This is a genomic window from Aliivibrio sifiae (genome assembly GCF_002954715.1).
Taxonomy (GTDB): Bacteria; Pseudomonadota; Gammaproteobacteria; order Enterobacterales; family Vibrionaceae; genus Aliivibrio; species Aliivibrio sifiae.
The window spans coordinates 9172-25943 of sequence record NZ_MSCP01000005.1; the positions used below are offsets into that span (position 1 = coordinate 9172).

Annotated in this window: 21 protein-coding genes; 19 read left to right on the plus strand and 2 right to left on the minus strand. The window is 43.1% G+C overall.

Going from position 1 to position 16772, the window contains the following annotated elements; translation table 11 throughout:
• Nucleotides 1–9: 9 nt before the first annotated feature.
• Nucleotides 10–606: a DUF2913 family protein gene (locus tag BTO23_RS20700; RefSeq protein WP_105064448.1), complete on the minus strand. Its 597-nt coding sequence runs from the start codon at nt 604–606 to the stop codon at nt 10–12.
• A gap of 799 nt (nt 607–1405) precedes the next feature.
• Nucleotides 1406–2233: a hypothetical protein gene (locus BTO23_RS20705; protein WP_105064449.1), complete on the minus strand. Its 828-nt coding sequence runs from the start codon at nt 2231–2233 to the stop codon at nt 1406–1408.
• 525 nt (nt 2234–2758) lie between these two features.
• On the opposite strand from BTO23_RS20705, the gene BTO23_RS21425 reads away from it, so the two are divergent.
• From BTO23_RS21425 to BTO23_RS20790, 19 genes are all read left to right on the plus strand, one after another.
• Entirely contained in the window at nt 2759–2926 is a 168-nt protein-coding gene (locus BTO23_RS21425) for a hypothetical protein (protein WP_170066795.1), read from the plus strand.
• A 72-nt stretch (nt 2927–2998) separates the two neighbouring features.
• Nucleotides 2999–3238, plus strand: coding sequence for a hypothetical protein (locus tag BTO23_RS20710; RefSeq protein ID WP_105064450.1), 240 nt, complete (start codon nt 2999–3001; stop codon nt 3236–3238).
• Between the two features lie 111 nt (nt 3239–3349).
• Nucleotides 3350–3850: a hypothetical protein gene (locus tag BTO23_RS20715; RefSeq protein WP_245922161.1), complete on the plus strand. Its 501-nt coding sequence runs from the start codon at nt 3350–3352 to the stop codon at nt 3848–3850.
• A 1-nt stretch (nt 3851) separates the two neighbouring features.
• Nucleotides 3852–4502, plus strand: coding sequence for an isoprenoid biosynthesis glyoxalase ElbB (gene elbB, locus BTO23_RS20720; RefSeq protein WP_105064452.1), 651 nt, complete (start codon nt 3852–3854; stop codon nt 4500–4502).
• Nucleotides 4503–5096: 594 nt separating this feature from the next.
• Nucleotides 5097–5303: a hypothetical protein gene (locus tag BTO23_RS20730; RefSeq protein WP_105064454.1), complete on the plus strand. Its 207-nt coding sequence runs from the start codon at nt 5097–5099 to the stop codon at nt 5301–5303.
• A gap of 214 nt (nt 5304–5517) precedes the next feature.
• Nucleotides 5518–5667 carry a hypothetical protein gene (locus tag BTO23_RS21430; RefSeq protein ID WP_170066796.1) on the plus strand — a complete coding sequence of 50 codons (150 nt, stop codon included), beginning with the start codon at nt 5518–5520 and terminating at the stop codon, nt 5665–5667.
• A gap of 71 nt (nt 5668–5738) precedes the next feature.
• Nucleotides 5739–5960, plus strand: coding sequence for a hypothetical protein (locus BTO23_RS21270; protein ID WP_146107812.1), 222 nt, complete (start codon nt 5739–5741; stop codon nt 5958–5960).
• Nucleotides 5941–6297 carry a hypothetical protein gene (locus BTO23_RS20735; protein ID WP_105064455.1) on the plus strand — a complete coding sequence of 119 codons (357 nt, stop codon included), beginning with the start codon at nt 5941–5943 and terminating at the stop codon, nt 6295–6297. The genes BTO23_RS21270 and BTO23_RS20735 overlap by 20 nt, the downstream gene beginning before the upstream one ends.
• Complete coding sequence (locus BTO23_RS20740) at nt 6294–6608, plus strand: hypothetical protein (RefSeq protein ID WP_105064456.1); 315 nt, start codon at nt 6294–6296, stop codon at nt 6606–6608. The genes BTO23_RS20735 and BTO23_RS20740 overlap by 4 nt, the downstream gene beginning before the upstream one ends.
• A gap of 12 nt (nt 6609–6620) precedes the next feature.
• On the plus strand, nt 6621–9125 hold the full coding sequence (locus BTO23_RS20745; RefSeq protein WP_105064457.1) for a VirB4 family type IV secretion system protein: 2505 nt from the start codon (nt 6621–6623) through the stop codon (nt 9123–9125).
• Nucleotides 9126–9129: 4 nt separating this feature from the next.
• Complete coding sequence (locus BTO23_RS20750; protein ID WP_105064458.1) at nt 9130–9933, plus strand: TrbJ/VirB5 family protein; 804 nt, start codon at nt 9130–9132, stop codon at nt 9931–9933.
• Nucleotides 9930–10838 (plus strand): type IV secretion system protein, encoded by a 909-nt coding sequence (locus tag BTO23_RS20755; RefSeq protein WP_105064459.1) that lies wholly within the window; start codon nt 9930–9932, stop codon nt 10836–10838. The genes BTO23_RS20750 and BTO23_RS20755 overlap by 4 nt, the downstream gene beginning before the upstream one ends.
• 32 nt (nt 10839–10870) lie before the next feature.
• Nucleotides 10871–11599 (plus strand): VirB8/TrbF family protein, encoded by a 729-nt coding sequence (locus BTO23_RS20760; RefSeq protein ID WP_146107813.1) that lies wholly within the window; start codon nt 10871–10873, stop codon nt 11597–11599.
• Nucleotides 11600–11604: 5 nt separating this feature from the next.
• Complete coding sequence (locus tag BTO23_RS20765) at nt 11605–12459, plus strand: TrbG/VirB9 family P-type conjugative transfer protein (RefSeq protein ID WP_105064460.1); 855 nt, start codon at nt 11605–11607, stop codon at nt 12457–12459.
• Complete coding sequence (locus BTO23_RS20770; RefSeq protein WP_105064461.1) at nt 12459–12830, plus strand: hypothetical protein; 372 nt, start codon at nt 12459–12461, stop codon at nt 12828–12830. Before BTO23_RS20765 ends, BTO23_RS20770 begins: the two co-directional genes overlap by 1 nt.
• Complete coding sequence (locus BTO23_RS20775; protein WP_105064462.1) at nt 12827–14164, plus strand: TraB/TrbI/VirB10 family type IV secretion system protein; 1338 nt, start codon at nt 12827–12829, stop codon at nt 14162–14164. The genes BTO23_RS20770 and BTO23_RS20775 overlap by 4 nt, the downstream gene beginning before the upstream one ends.
• The gene (locus tag BTO23_RS20780) at nt 14161–14538 is read left to right on the plus strand and encodes a hypothetical protein (protein ID WP_245922162.1); all 378 of its coding nucleotides are present in this window, start codon (nt 14161–14163) and stop codon (nt 14536–14538) included. Before BTO23_RS20775 ends, BTO23_RS20780 begins: the two co-directional genes overlap by 4 nt.
• On the plus strand, nt 14538–15335 hold the full coding sequence (locus BTO23_RS20785) for a TcpQ domain-containing protein (protein ID WP_105064463.1): 798 nt from the start codon (nt 14538–14540) through the stop codon (nt 15333–15335). Before BTO23_RS20780 ends, BTO23_RS20785 begins: the two co-directional genes overlap by 1 nt.
• The gene (locus tag BTO23_RS20790) at nt 15335–16771 is read left to right on the plus strand and encodes a type II secretion system protein GspD (protein WP_105064464.1); all 1437 of its coding nucleotides are present in this window, start codon (nt 15335–15337) and stop codon (nt 16769–16771) included. Before BTO23_RS20785 ends, BTO23_RS20790 begins: the two co-directional genes overlap by 1 nt.
• Nucleotide 16772 lies beyond the last annotated feature (1 nt).

Sequence of the window (16772 nt, forward strand, 5' to 3'; positions counted from 1 at the left end):
TTTAATTCCCTATCTTTTTTTAGTTTCTGATATTTTATGCAGTAATAGGGTGGCACAGTTGTCATCTGGTGCAGTAGACACATGCTCCGCGATAAACATCCCCCCATGACCATTAATAATATCCACCAATCGACCAGGCTCATCCATGATGATGAAATTGGGTAACGGCTCAATCAATACGTTTTCATCATTAAAGCATCGGCTAATGGTCTCTTCATTGGAATAAATCACGCCTGCTTTTCGTTCAATACTAGGATCATCTAACGTCGATTCAAAGCCATGCGCTTCATAAAGATAGGTTAATAGAATAAAAAGATGATCTGCATCGGTAAATTTTTCGCCATACTCACAATTTACTTTATGTAACTCCCCTAATTTTTGCTCTAGGCTTTTTCCCTTGCGTCCTTGGGCAATAATAACTTTGAGGTCTTTCTTAATGATAGCGTTACACGGTAACGCCATTTGATTTTTTAAAAATTTATTCAGCCGCTCATTGCGTTTTTTCATTGGCACAAATTGAGAGACTCTGTCGATGTAACTGTACAAATGAAGTAAAGCAAGGGTGGTAAGCTCAGTAAATGCTTGGTGATACTTTAGTTTGCTCATAATTCTTGTTCATGTCAGTAAAACGGCTCAGTGGGAGCCGATAATAGACGGTTATTTTATCAGGAAATGAAAAAAGTCTATGTTATTGATGTGATTTTTCATTTAAAAATGCGTTTTAACGCGTTAAAACCGTTTTTAAATACAAAGTGATGCCACTAAAGAGGCCTGAAAGGGTAATGACTCGATGATGCGTTAAGTTAGTAGACCAGAGTCATTCACGACCACGTTATTGTTTGTAAGCCCATAGAGAAAGAAATAACGCCTAATTAAAAGTAACCTCAGCCCCTTTCCTGCCAAGATGCTCTTAAGTGCGTTGAGTTGTCAGAGTGTATTGTATCTTCCTGTCGGATGACGAAAGAAATGTTCAGCGCAGCCAGTAGACAGATAAAGTGGTTGTTTTTGAGGAATAGAACTGGCTGGGGGCCCGTTAATTTTCTTATAAAGGTTTATTTGTGTATGGAGAGTAGATTGAAAATTAATGGGAGGTATCAATAGCTCTTATTCTTTTTCTCTTAAATATTTATTTAATTATTTATATAAATACAAAGTACTAATACGTTAGTACTCATAACCGCAGCCGCTTATTGTTTCCATTTCTAGGGCTTTTTTTTAAGGTGACTTTCTTGCACTACTTTTGTTGTGGATAAAGAAATAGGGTAAGGATTAGTAATAAAAAATGGAATAATTGATCGTTTTATTGGTTCAACAAGAAAATGGTAAGCATAAAAGGAGCGTAATTTGTCAATTAGGTTGGTTCAGACGTGCGAATGCCTCCGCTTGCGCGGATACGTTAATCACATTAATGAGGGGATAACTGAGGTAGATACGCTTCAAAGACGGTTTTAACGCTCTGAGCTACGCCATTGAGCTTCTCTGCATTAAACACTTCTTGCACACCAGAGGCAAGGTTTCTAAACGACATCCAAGAAAAGCGTAAGCCTTTTTCTTCTTGGCGTTTTCGAGAGGCAATGATCAACGCACAAATATTACTGTAGCGAACCACTTTTAAATCAGAGAAGAAACGTTCACTGAATTGTTTATACGCAGGCGCACTGCGAATAGTGCCTTCTTTCATATCAACACACACGTTGACACGTTCACTGTGCAGATAACCGGCGCGTTTTAGATACGAGATCGCTTTAGCAAACGACTTCGGCGAAATATAACGACCAAAACGCAGTGCATAATCTTCTTGTAAATGATCATAGCTAATCGTTTTAAGGCCAGCTTCCGTGGGTAATCCAATACGGCCACCGATTAAGTCGGTATTCACAATGATGCAAGCAAGCACGCTCGCCACTAAACGTCGGCATTGAATGTTATTCACGCCTTCACCGCCCCAGGCATTCAGCGCTGGAAAACGATTAGGGTTATCAATGAACTCTTCACACGATTTTAAAATACGCGCGTATTCAGGCGGCAAAGTTTCCCATTTACCGCTGCGCAGCAAACGTCGAGAGCGAAAATCAAATTTAAAGGGATTCTTAGGCTTCTTATTGTTTTCTTCTTCAACCACAGAATGATGAAGCGAGATCAGCTCTTGCTTACGCACTTTACGTTTAGCACGATACTCAGCGTCATACTCTTTTTTGGATTGGAGTGTAAAGTGAAGATCAGAAGGATTCATGAGACACATCCTCAACATAATCACACAAAGCATAAGCTAAGGTATTACGATGATAGGAGTGGTGTCTGGATTTTCTCTGCTGCAAGGGGCAGCCATGGATTTCATTTGGCATAATTAGATTCTCGAAAGTTTATAGGGTTGCTTGGGTGCGAAACCAAACAATATGATCAATCTATAGTAAAAGATCTAAAAGATCAACTGATTGTTTTTTGACAGATTTTAGACACAAAAAAGCCGACCCTTTCGAGAAAGTCGGCTTTTTTGCAAATGCTATATAGTCAAATTCGCGGTCTGACACATTTTAATTCTGAAAAATACACTACATAGAAAACTATGTAGTAGCGTGCTATGTAATGCACTTTTGACTCCAGAACTTAGAATCATTATAAATTTAACGTTAAAAAAAGTCCAGTTTAAAAAGAAGAATTTTAATTACATTAATGTAATTGGTTAGCCTTAAGTCACTTCTTGTTTTAAACTAGTCATAATTGACAGGTTATAGAACAACGGGCATACTAGACAAATATGACAGGTAAAAAGATCACTGAATTTCAAAAAACAGCTAATGAAAAAGGCTGGACATTTATTGAAATAGCAAAGCGCTGGGAGCTATCAGAAAGAACTCTATCTCGCATAGCTTCGAAGGGAAAAACAAGAGATATGGATGCAGTAAGAGGCCTCCCAAAAAAATAATTTTTGGCGCTAACTAAGATAGGCGGCAACCTACTTAGTTAGCTAAACACACTAAATAAAAAGGTATTTAGCATGTCTACACTAAAGCTTATCAATAAAGACGTCACAACAAAACTATTTCCTGAACTTACGGAGAAACAATCCCAAGTTCTCATGTTTTGGGCTCTAGGCGGAAATCTATCAGCATACGCTAAGTTTACAGGTCTAGATTTATCTAACCTGCGTAGAACCTTAGTTCGGTGTGAAGAAAAGTTAAACGTAAAAGAAAAGCAATTACGCTCATTAATATTGATGAGGGTAATAGTTCAGTAATAATCAATAAATACCACCATATTTCACATGATATTTCTGGATAAAACATCTCAGAAAATTTTTAATAAATAAGCTACCTTAATATAATTAATTAAATTAAGGTGGCTTATTTTGAAATTACAACGTTCAAATATACTGTTAGCTTCTTTTTCTTTATTTGGATTACTTGGCTGGTTTCTGTATATATTCAATCCTCAAGTCAATGAACCCCATCCTCTTCAATATGATTTGTTGTCTCCATCAATGACCGTTTCTTACGTCAGAAGCCAAGTTTGGTATCACTCAAGAGGAAAGTTGGTTGAACTCAAATCAATACTTGGCCAAAACTTAAATAATCGAACTCTAAAAATTAAAATAGAAAACATGTTAAAGCATAGAACATCGGTTTATATAAACGAGTTTAACAGTTTAAAATCATCAATTCCTAGGCTAGGAAATTGGTATAAGGAAAACTTCGACTTTAAAAACTTTCTGAATGATGTAAATATCATTGCTTGTGATGAAAACAAATCCATTCCTGTAAAAATAGATGAAATAACGGATGTTATGGAACTCTATCAAAATAAAACAACTGAAAAACTATCCTATAAATTAAAAAATATCAGAGGCTAACATGAAAAAGAATATCGCTATAATATTATCTGGATGTGGCTATTTAGATGGTGCGGAAATTAATGAATCCGTATTAACAATGCTTGCATTAGAAGAGGCAAATATAAGCTATAACATTTTTTCTTTAAATAAAAACCAACACCATGTAGTAAACCATCAAACCGGAGATGAAGAACAAGGTGTCAGAAACATACTCGTCGAAAGTGCAAGAATAGCGAGAGGTAACATACAAGATATCAAAGAGCTGGAAGTCAAAGAATTTGATGGCATCATTGTCATTGGTGGTTTTGGCGTTGCTAAAAATCTATCTAACTTTGCGATCCTAGGCGAAAAGTATTCTATCGATGATGATATTGAAAAAGTGTTATCTCAATTTAAAGAGCAACAAAAAGCGTCTGCATACATGTGTATATCGCCAGTTCTACTTCCTAAGATTTATGATAAGCCTACATGCACCATCGGAAATGACGCAGACACAGCCTCTATTATCGAGAACCTTGGAGGCCAGCATATAGAAGTACAATCAGATCAAGTTTGTATCGATCAAAAAAATAAAATCATTACCACACCGGCCTATATGTTATGTGGTTCTATTCTAGAGGCGAGAAAAGGAATATCAAAGTTAGTTAGTGAATTTAAACAGATGCTATGATTTTCTTTTTATCTATTACTATAAATTTCATTCTCTTTTTACTGTTACTAAAAAAAGAAAACATTCACACTGGAGAGGTGGTATACATAAAAGATACACGAGAGTTATATATAGACGCCTTAATGTTGTGTTCATTTAGAGAGCGCTCATCTAATCATCAACTATTTGAATTCATTCTAAATAATAAAAGTGTTACTTTTCACGATATTAAAGTGAACATCTTTCCACACGTAGATAAAAACATTAAAAAATCAATCGCATCATTACGATTACCTAGTGATTTCATCATATTAGATGGCGATAATGTATTTTTATCAAAAAATATAAAAACACGTTAACTATAGTAGAAGTGGGCTACCCACTTCTACTCACTTCCTCTAACAACCACCTACTTCTTACCCACTTACATCATCAATATTTACATCAATTAAATTGAACGTAACAATAATGACCATAAAACAATAAAAAAACTCGTACATATAATTTAAGTGCATGATATTAAAATTGATTATTTTTGTTCTTAATCACCACGAAATAAATAATACATTAACTTATTATATCTACATTACATTAATCAAATTAATAGGTACTTATATGGCACAACTATCTATTCCTGTTAGAGATGGATTACCTAGTGATATTACCGATCTAGCAACTGAATTTGGATATAAAGTACATGGCAATGGTGGGACAACAAAATTAATCTCCGATATTTTAGAATCGATTATCTTGAAACATAATCATCCTAAATCTAATTTTGACCTGACCCAACTAATTGAAAAAAAAGCCAAACCTAATTAATAAAATTTTTGCTCTTTAATAACCAGCGCCAAGGCTTATCATCTCCCGGATTATTCACGTGTGAACGTCAAGACGCCCTCTTTGATGATTAACGACAAATGCCCGTAATAATTTGTCAGTGTCCCAAGGACATATCACCCCCTATTTGGCAGGGTAATCAATGCATCCGATTGATTGTAATGTGAGTTGGATTTTACTTTTGGAAGGACTCATTATGTCAAAACTTAAAAAAAGCAACGTAGATAAAGCGATCCAATTTACTCAACCTCTTTCTTATCGCGTTTTACACTGGCACCGAGACAACAATGGCAATGTCATTAAAACTTTTATGCCTCTCAAGCCATATCAAACCCTGCAACACTAATATCCTAAGTTACCTAATCTCATTTTACTGAGTGATATTAGGTAACTTCCCCTCTAAAAAGTAGGCCATTAATGATTATCATCTCACCTACCCGTATAGGAAAAAGCTCACCTCATCGACTGTTTTGGGTAACCCCTTCAATGAACAGTAAGGATAACGTAATGAAGCCGGTACAAACTCAAGAGATCATCGACAATCCATTGATGCCGTTGAGCTGGAAACCCAAAAAACACATCACAAACCCAACTGGTTTAACAATCGAGCGGGGAACGAATGATTTCAAAAACAATTAATCCAAAACTCAAACACACCTCAGCCCTAAAAAATATCACCCTCATTCTAGGCCTTCCTGTGGAAGTCTTCGCCATTACCTTACTCTTTAGTGGGTTTGGAGCAGGCTTATTGATTTCATTGAGTGGGCTTTTTATTGGTTTATTACTTGGGCTAGGGTGGTCCTTACTGCTGTTTACCCCAATGCGCCACATTCATAAAGACGATCCTTATGCATGGCGACTTTGGATGCACTCCTTAGTTCGCACCACCTTTAGTTCAATGAGTATCGAAAAAAAAGACGTTCGCGTCTTATTGACTCATCGAGTCATTCCTTTTTATCAATGGAGAAAAAAATGAAACACACTCACATTAATCTTTTGCTTCTTCCTCTCTTTCCCGCTCTAGCTTACGCGCGCTCTGTCGATTTAGGCTCAAGTGGCGGTGGTATCTTTGGTCCCATTGCCGACTTCTTCCAAGAGATCGTCGATTTTCTTGGAGGCACTGGCACTCTGTTTGTCATTTTTGTCGCTCTGGTGGCAGGCATTGGCTTATGGGTATTCATCCCCAAACAAGCAGGTGCCGCCATGGGTTGGGTTTTTCGAGGCTGTATTGGTGCCATTGGATTATTTGGTATCGGTACGCTCATCACTTGGTTACAAGGATTCTAAACAGGAGACATTATGGCCGCATTAAATCACGCCATTCACACCTTTGCGGCCATGGATTCCATGGCCATCACTGATACTGGCCATGTTATTGGCGTTCTTGAACTCTCAGGCGCCGAGCCAGCACTGCTCAGTGACACCGACAAATCCCTAATTACACACCTATTACGCTCCCTTATTCAACGCTTACCTGTTGATGCAAGTTTGACGCAGTATTACTTTCACCAAAATAATATCCCTGTGACATTATCTGAGCGCGATAACCCAAGAAGTAACCTTGTGTCCACGCGTCGTGCTGAGTTCTTAACGAACAAGCGAGACATCAACCAGTCTTTTCTTTATTGGGCGATTGATATTGCCCCTTCATCGTCACTGACCGAAGGCAAGGGACTGGTTACTGCCTTTTTTAATGCACTCTTTAATAAAGACAAGAGACATGAGTTCTTTTTAGCGTTATCTCATCGAGAATGTCATTTACTCGAAGGTAGAGCGTTGCTGGCTCAAATGGACGCACTCAATGACGCCTTGGATAAGTTACTTTTAGGATTAAGCTTTCGCTCACTCTCAAACAATAAGCTCAATGATGGCCAACTCTTTTTTCTACAAAAAGCGTTAGTACATTTATCCCCGTCTTATTTATCGCGCTCGGACGAAATGGCCCCTTCTTCTGATTGGGATAAATATTTGGCCACCGTGGAAGTTCAACCGGTTGTCATCAATGGCATCCATTATTTAAAAGTCACCGCAGAGCAAACCATTTATGCCCGCATTGCCAGCGTGCAAGGCGTCGGAATGGAAAGTACCCCTGAGAGCGCATGGGGCTCAGAGCTAGCCCCTTCACTTGAAAAAGGCAATTACCTCTTCTTTACCCGTTTCACTCCCTTCTCAAATCCAGAGAAACATCGAATGGTAAAGTCTCGTGAAGATGAGATTTATCGCTCACAAGTGACCATCACCGATTTAGTCATGGGCACCTCTTCATCCGATTCAATGAGGCAAAAAATCAATGCTAATCCAAGACTCAAGGCAACGTTATCTGAATTAGATGGCATCAATCACGACTCAGATAAGTACGGCACCTTTAAATCCACAATTGTTGTCTTTGATACTACGCCGAATTTAGTCAATGAAAGGGTTAAGCGCCTTAATTCAGTTCTGGAGAACGCGCATTTTCATCTGCTATGGGAAAGCATTGGACTGCTTGATGCGTATGAAAGTATCTTGCTTGGTGCCATGCCCACTTCGCTTCGTACCAGCACCATCAACACCACCCAAGCCGCCGCCCTGTCTCTTTTTTATCGCTCAAACGTGGGATTGCCTCAATGGGAGTTTGGCGCCTCAAAAGAAGAAGCCTTATACATCCTAGAAAGTGATGATGGCGTGCCGTTTCACTACACCCCGTTTGTTGGCGATAAATGCTTGGTCATTGGTGTGGGCCCCACACGAAGCGGAAAAACCTTTTTTAAAAACTGCGTGGCCACCCATTTTTCAAAGTTAGGCGGCATGTATTGCGCCATGGACATTGATAATGGCTCTGAGCCCATTGCACGCTTTTTTCAAGAAGAGGGCGCGATTTTTCGCTTAAGTGACACCCAAACTTGTGAAGGCTTTAACCCGTTTATGATGGCCACTGGAAGTAATGATGACGGCTTTCGCCGCCACATGATGGGACTGATACGCCTCATGCTTCAAGAGAATGAAGCCATTGAACTGCAAACGCTCACCTCAGAGGAGCAACAACAATTAGACCACGCGATTTTGACGACCATCTCCCAAGACAATGACGCGCTGAAAAACTTCTCCGCCATGCTTGGGCAATGCGCCCCGAGTGTGAATAAGAAATTGGCCTACTTTAAACGAGGCGGGCTTTATGGCCGTTTGTTTGATAATGACGTGGACGCCATTGGGGTCTTAGACAAACCGTTTTCGGTCTACAACACCGAAGGCGTCAAGGACCTCCCACGCTTAGCCGCGCTAGTGAACACCGAGCTCTTCTTTCGAGCGGTTCGTTTGTTTGAAAACCCAGACTATCGAGAGCGCGCTAAATTTTTAGAAGTCGATGAGTGCCAATACGTCCTTTCCCAAAAAGGCGCCGCGGAATTTCTCATTAAAAAAGCCCGAACGTGGTTTAAGCATGGCGGCGGCATGGGGTTTTGGACTCAATCCCCTAAGCACTATTCCTCTCTTGATGAATGGTCCACGCTGCGAAGCGCCGCAACCACCTTTATTTTCATGAGTGACAAAGAAATGAGTGAGCACGAGTACATCGAGGCCTTTCCTTTTCTTTCCCCTCACGAATGCCACGTCATTTTAAACCTCATTCCAAAGCAACAAGCGTTCATTAAACAAATGGACATTGGCGTCGCCAAAGTCGTCAACTTACACGTTGAGCCAGAGCAATACGTGATTGCGACCTCTAGGCCGCATGAAGCGGCGCTTGCGATGCGTATCTACGCCCAAGAAAGCAACATTGATGTCGCCATCGATAAAATAGTGAATGAGCTCGGATTAAGGAAATAACCTCATGCCCCTTTATGCAACCAAGAAAAAACTGCTCATCGTCATGATAAGCAGTTGCTTATCCTTGAAACCCCTTGCTTCTGGTTTTCCCGTGGTTGATATCGCAGGACTGGTTCAGTCCGTAACTCAATACACCCAACTCATCAAAGAGTATGAGCAAATACTAAAACAAACCGGATTAAATACCGACCAACTCTTAACCGCCATCGACCAATACACCCAAACCTTAAGAGAGTACCAGGTGCTTCTCAATCAGGTCGAAGGGTTACAAAACCAGTTAGAGCGAAAAGATTATCGCGCCATCAGCAGTGACATGAACCGATTGTACGAGAACCACACTAAAGACACAGATGTCCCCCAAACCGTTGAGCTTAGTCGTCGCTTTACTGACATTGGCACGCGCGATAATCTGGACTCTCTTGCCCAAGATGCGCTCACTTACGTTCCCAGCGACATTGCCTTTTCTTACAACCGCGCCAGTGAAGCCAACAATCAGTCGGTAGAGCGCGCGTTTTATCGAAACCTCAACGCACAAAGTCGCGAAGACATTGCCCACGTCGATAAACAACGCGTGGGGCTAGGCTCACAAAGTGAGCTTGCCACCTTGCAACTCATGGTAGAGCAAAACCAGATACTGATTGACCAAATCGCCACCAATAACGAAATGAGTCTCTCTTCAATGGGCGCCGACAACAGTTTCAGTCATCAAGCGGCGCGATTAGAGCTTGAGGCAAAGCTACGTCAATTAGAGCGCATCAAAAGAACCAAAGCCGAAGGCATTGTCATTGATGAGAGGCCAATACGATGAGTGCCAGTAGCAGCTTTAGACAAACGTTCGCCCAAGACATTACGGTTTTTGTCGATACCTTACTCAACAACAGTCAGATAAGCGCCTTCACATGGAGTTTGTTCATTGTCTTAGTCGTGATTGTCTATTTCACGGAAGTCGCCAAGTTCATGCTCGATGGGTTTGACTTAGAGAGCACGGTGAACGCCACCATCATGGTGTTTGTCTCCTTACTTTTGTTTGCCAGTTATCAAGTCGCTTTTGATAATGCCGTCGCCCTATTTGATGAGCTTGGGCTCACTATTCAAGAAGTGGCCACCGGTCATCGCGATCCCTTTTTCTTATTTAAGTGGGTCACTCACGCGTTTAACTCCATGTACAACGAAGACGTCTCCATTTTTATGATGCCTGTAGGGGATGTGATATACGCGGCGCTGTGGTATCTCGTGGCCATTATTTTACAACTGGTGATGTTCGCCATCAGCTCGTGGGCAGTATGGACCTTAGCTCTGGCCAAGATACTGGGGGTTTTATTTATTCCCCTATTAATACACCCAGCCACTCGAAATTTATTTGATGGTTGGTTTCGATTCACCCTTGGCAGCCTCTTTTTATTGATTGTGCTTAGAGCCACTGGCTCTTTGGTGGCCTTAGCTATTAAAGCTCAGTTCTCTTCCATCGGGGCCATTGTTTGTGGCGATTCAACCGATTTTTCATCCTGCGGCTCTACAGACAGAGTCGTCAATATGGCAATGAATGGTGCCGATAATATTGATGTACTGGTCACCGGTATTTTAAGCATCATTCTTGTGGTGTCTTCATTAACCATAACGACGGCTTTAGTCGGCGCCGTTGCCTCCCCAAGTCGAGGTGCGTCCTCTGGCGCATCCAAACTCACTAAAATGGCCATAGGGAAATTCATGTAGCCATCCACTCAATTTATTTATAAGGAATGTCTATGCAATCCAGCGTTATCGTCGATACGCCCAGTGGCCAAGAGGCCATTGAGCGTGAGCATCGACAAAAAGCCGCACTCCGTGCTGAGCGCAACCGATGGTTCGCCATTACCCTTTCTTTGGTCTTTGTTCTCTTTTTGGCACTGGCCTTTTCGTGGTTTGCCTTTTTAAAGGCAAACAACAACAAAGAAATTGTGTACGTCAAACTCGCCCCGAATGGATCGTGGTCCATTGTTGATTACCAACCTCAAGACAGTCAGCTCTACTTTAAAACCACCATTGACAGTCTATTGAGTCGATACACCACCCTTCGTTATCAAGTCAATCCAAGCACCATCGCCATTGATTGGTCTGACGCTGCGACATTCATGGGGGACACATTAAAAAGTGAGTTTCTCTCAAACCGTGGGTTTAACGCCATTGAAAAAGCGGCCAACATCGCCACAAGTCGTGACACTGTCACGATAGAGATGCGTGATGGCATTGAGCATTACGACCAAATCACCGCCATTCAAGTCGATGGCAGTGAAAGTGAGGTGGTACGAAGCAATATTTATTTAACTCGGACGACGAAACGCATGGGAAAAACCACCAAAGAAAAACTGGTGTTAAGCCTGCAATGGCAATTAATGGATAAATACGAGCTGGCCACCCAATCCATGGCCTTTTTACGACTCAACCCCATCGGCATTGTCGTATTGTCCCAACAACTGAACATTGAACGTGAGTAACCATCATGAAGACACTCTTTATCGTGGCTCTTTTTTGGGCGTCGAGCTTTAGCGCGCACGCCGCGCGTTGTGAGCAAATCAAATTCAATCACGGGGACATCGTCACCGTAAAGTCCGCCCTTAACATGGGCACCCGTATTCAACTCCCCGCTAACCTTATTGCCAAACCCGCCACCTCGAACAATCACTTGTGGGATGTTGAAGGGATAGTCGGCACCAATCAACTGGTGTTAAAGCCCAACTCCGCCTTAAAGGAAGGCGAAGGCACGTTAATTTATGCGTTTATGGATGATGGCAACGTCATTGATATCAGCGCCATGCGCTCCCCCCTAAAGACGAATCAAGCTTGTATCGTTTTAGATCCCACACCGAGCTTTTTTGATGAGACCGCCAGAGGCGCCATCAAAGGCTTTGCTCATAAAGCCCCACAACCAGTGATCCCAACCCGTTCAAGCAGCGACATTGCCAGAATTGCTCAACTGGAAAAGAACGTAGATGTCGTCAAACAGACTGCCGAGCTTGAACGAAAACAATCCGTCATCACCGCCTTAAAAAAATACCGCTTTCGTATTTACACCCGTTATTCATGGGAAGAAGGCACCGAATTTGTCGGGCGTAACACCATCAGTGATGTGTATGACGATGGCCAATTTACCTACATTCGCTTAGCCAATCCCAACCGAGGAATATTAAGCGTCGAAACCTTTATTGGTGGTAAGAACGCCATCGCCCCAACCGACTACATTGATGAATACGCGATGTACAAAATCACCGGTATCTACCCACAATTCACCCTGCGGGTGGATGAGGTCAGTTTAACCATTACTCGCTCAGACAATTCAACCAAAGGGAATTTATAATGACCACGCTTTCTCTTCTGCCTCACATGGGGAGCCTCTTAAATTACACCTCAAAAATCGCCATGACCATTCGCCTCAACAGCAATTACTGTGGAAAAGAAACGCTAGATGAAAATACATCACGCGTGTCCGTCATGTGGCTTTCTGACATGCTCCATAATTTGCATTTTATTGGCTCGGCCATGCAAAGTAACGATCGCTTACGCTTAAGTAACGCCCTTGAAAAACAGCACACTTATTGGCGTCATCACGAAAAAAACATAGAGCAAGCCATTCATTACACTCATGGCACGACCGCCAATTGGTCCGTTGAGGAAGGCTGCGCCATCATAAAACGCCTTCAACGTGATATTGAAAAAGGAGACGGATGATGAATGAGGATAAAAAAGAGAGCGAGCCACCCATTGTTGTCCCCTCCAATGACACCACCGAGCACAAAGAAGAAACCGTCGATAACAAGAAAAAAGGAATGATCTATTTTGGGTTCGTTTTTGGGGGGATTTGCTTGTTATTTCTGCTTAATACGCTCAATAAAGAGAAAGCCGATAGCACCGAAGACATTGCCCCTCAATATCAACCGTCCTCATCGAGCGTCAATACCAGCGCGAACTTTGAGAACAAGGTCTTTGATAACATCGTGACAAAGCGCCCGCCAGCAACCGAATCCACCGCGCTTGCTCCGACCTCTTTTTCCAACTCCAACTACAGGAGCAACACACCGACAACCGATGAGGTAGGCAATTATTTACAACCCGATCCCGTTGAGCAAGAAAAGAAAAAGCACCAGGCACTGGAAACCAAACGCGCGCAACTGTCCACTCGCTCGACTTGGGGATTAACTCCTCCGGTGAGCTTACCGGCTCAATCAACCAGCGATACGAAAGAAGACATAAAACCACACCAACCCGCGACGTTACCTGACGAATTTCTCTCAAGCGATGAGCAGCGCGCAATGATAGCGCGCCGATTGCAACAAGCTGACGCGCTCAAACAGCGCATTTTAAAAGGGGACACCAGCACATTAGACAGAAGCCAGCTCAGCGACATAGAAGCGTCATTTTCAGAGCCACCGTCCAACATTGTTGGGTTTACCAAAGAAAATACCTACAACGCCTCTACCGAGGGACGACTTAAGCTGCCTATCGGCACGCTCATCCCCGCCATTACGATATTCAAAACCAACAGTGATTACTCCGGCTCGTTTAAAGCCACGGTGTCACAGGACGTGTTTGATATCAGTGGTGAGTACGTTCTCATCCCAAAAGGGGCTCAGGTCATTTTGAAATCCGTCTCCATTGGCAACGTCAATGAGCCCATCAGCAGTCGCATGGGCATTACCGTCCCGTGGATTGTGTTGCCAAACGGCAACAAAATCGACATGAGTAAGTCATCTGGACTCGATAGAGAAGGCATTAGCGCCCTTGGCGGTGAAGTCGATAGACACTTAATGGCGCAGTTCTTTGGGGTCGCCGCTTACGCCTTGGTGGGAACACAAACCAGTCGAGACGGCTCTGGCGGTGACAGTGATTCCAGTTACTTGGGCGACGTAGGTGAAAGCAGTCGAGAGCAAGTTGCCCCTCTTGCTCAAAAATACTTATCTCTCAAACCCACGATCACCCTACGTGCGGGACAAAGCATGAACATCATGATTGAGGAGGAAGTCTTTCTTTCTCCGTGGCGCAATATTTACGAGGACTATCTATGAACAGACGCACCCAACTTAAAACAAAAATAAAAGTAGGCATTGGCCTGCTTTTTTTCTGCACGACACTTAACGCCGCCCCACTACTCAATAATGTGGATCCACTTCAAGTCTCCGTCAGAACCGTGTGGCCCCCCGAGTTGACTACCGTTAGACACGCCATTGATTGGCTCATTACGCCACTTGGTTATCAGGTGGTGACGGAATACCCCGCGCCCAAAAACGCCAATACGATTCTGAACGTGCCAATCCCTGCGTCCGCAAAGCTGCATCGCACCATGCCAGTGCTCGATGCGATACAAATATTGATTGGCAGTGACAACACCATCTTACTGGATAAAAAACACCGTTTACTTAGCGTTGCACGAGGTCATTAATGAAACTATCAATAAAAATCCACAGAGCACGCCGCCTTATTCTTTTACTCACCTCCTTTTTATTGTTATCTGCATGCAGCAGCAATCAATACCAGGGACAAGGCGAATATTTTGCGCTTGCCACTCGCCACGTTCTTGAAATGGACTTGTCCATTTTAAAACCTACCGTGACGTCACAAACGCGCTTAAGCGCCGAGGATTTAGCCAGAAAACAAGCCCTTGCCCAAAGTCAGGTCAGTGAGAAAAATGCGTCACCATTAAACAATAAGATGCATCAATTCACCCTCAGCGCTGGCGAGTCATACCGCGTCGCGATACGACGATGGAGCAAAAAAGCCGGTTATCACAATCTGGTCTGGTCAATGACGGACACCCACATGAAAACCATGAGCGCCAAGGCCACTGAGACCATGGACTATCACGGGACCCTAAAAAAAGTCATGAGCCAGTTGTCCAATACCTTACGTACCCCTTTGCGACTCACCGCCTCTGAAAAAGACAATGTGCTTGGCATTTATGATTTTGATGAAGAGCCCCGCTTAACCCACATCAAAGGCAGCTCATTACAATCGGTGGTTCACAATGTCGTCATCAATTATGGCTTTCATTGGAGTGATGAGAAAACCGCCGCCCGAAGCTGGTTGGCCCTGAATGACTACACCTTTGGGGCTGAATATTATCTTCTGACCAAAAGAAATGACATCAATAGCGCCCTAAGTACGGTGCTTTCAACCTACCCTGTGCGCTCTGAGATTTTAGAGTCCACCAATCAAGTCTTTATCCTTGAGGAAAACTAATGAAGCCCTTTATTCTATTGATTGTCCCTCTGTTGTTGCTCGGTTGCAGCTCCCAAGAGTACAAAGACAACCTAAAAAAGAACAACGAAATACACCAAGAAATTAGCGACTACACCACCCAAGCTAAGCGCAACAAAGTCGGCTACATTACTTTGCCACCCGCCTCTCAATCCATTATTACCCAAGACATCGACACCGCGTGGCTCAACGATGACATCACCGTGAACGTTTCTGACATGCCCCTCTCTATTGTCATTGAAGAGATAATGAATGGCATACATTTACCCATTTGGTTCTCCGAAGAGGTGGAGCCCAACAAGTTGGTCTCACTCAATTTCTCATCCACGCGCTTGGATGTGTTAAATCTGCTCTCTCGTGAAACCGGTTATGGCATTTCAGCCAACGCCAACCGACTCGAAATCACTCAATACGTGACCGACACTTTCTCCATCAATATTCCGGCGGGGAAATATTCGGCCCAACTTGGCTCACAAGGTGAAGAAGGCGACTCCGATTCGGCCCGAGTGGAAGGTCAGTTTTTAAACGTGGAATACAATGAAGTGCAAATTGTCGATGAGATAGCCGATGGAATAGTCAAGTTGCTTGGGGGCGATGACGCCGCCGAGAACGCCGTCTCCACCGCGCCCTCACTCTCAAGCATCACCGTTCGTGCAACCCCCGATAAGATGAGAGAGGTCAATCGCCTAATTGATAACGCGCAAACCGCCTTATCAAAACAAGTCATGCTCGACATTCGCGTCTTAGAGTTCAAATCCAACCTCGGCACCGAGCGCGGCATTGATTGGAACATTGTTCGTGAGACCAGCAACGGATTACTCCAGTTTTTTGTGCCAGGAACAACAACGGTATCAAAAGGGGCCGGATACGGTCTGGCCTTTACCGGCACAGGAAAATGGTCAGGCACCGAAAGCTTGATCACGGTGCTGAAAAAACAAGGCAGTGTCTCAACCGAGACCCCAATCACCGCCATGGCTCTCAATAATCAACCAGCAAAAATAACCCAACAACAAGTCGTCCCTTACTTCTCCGAAGTCTCCAGTGATTCAAGTGAAGGCGTCGTCTCTGCCAGTGTGACTCGTGACACCGAAGTGGAAGGCGTTGATATGATGATAACCGCCAACGTTAAACGCAATCATGTGTGGCTCAGGATTTCAGGTCAACTGCAAAAAATCACCAACCGAGAAGATCAAAACGTCGCCGACATTGACCTTCAATTATTAACGGTACAAAAATCAGAGATCACTTTTACCAACAAATTGCGCTATGGCCAAACCTACGTCATCGCCTCCATCAAACAAACCAGTCGTTTGGCTGAAAAAACCGAGAGTTTTTGGAGCTCATGGCTTGGTGGTACGGGCTCAAGTACCGACACCGTTGAAACCTTGGTGTTATTAACCCCAAGAAAAGTGGAGTAAC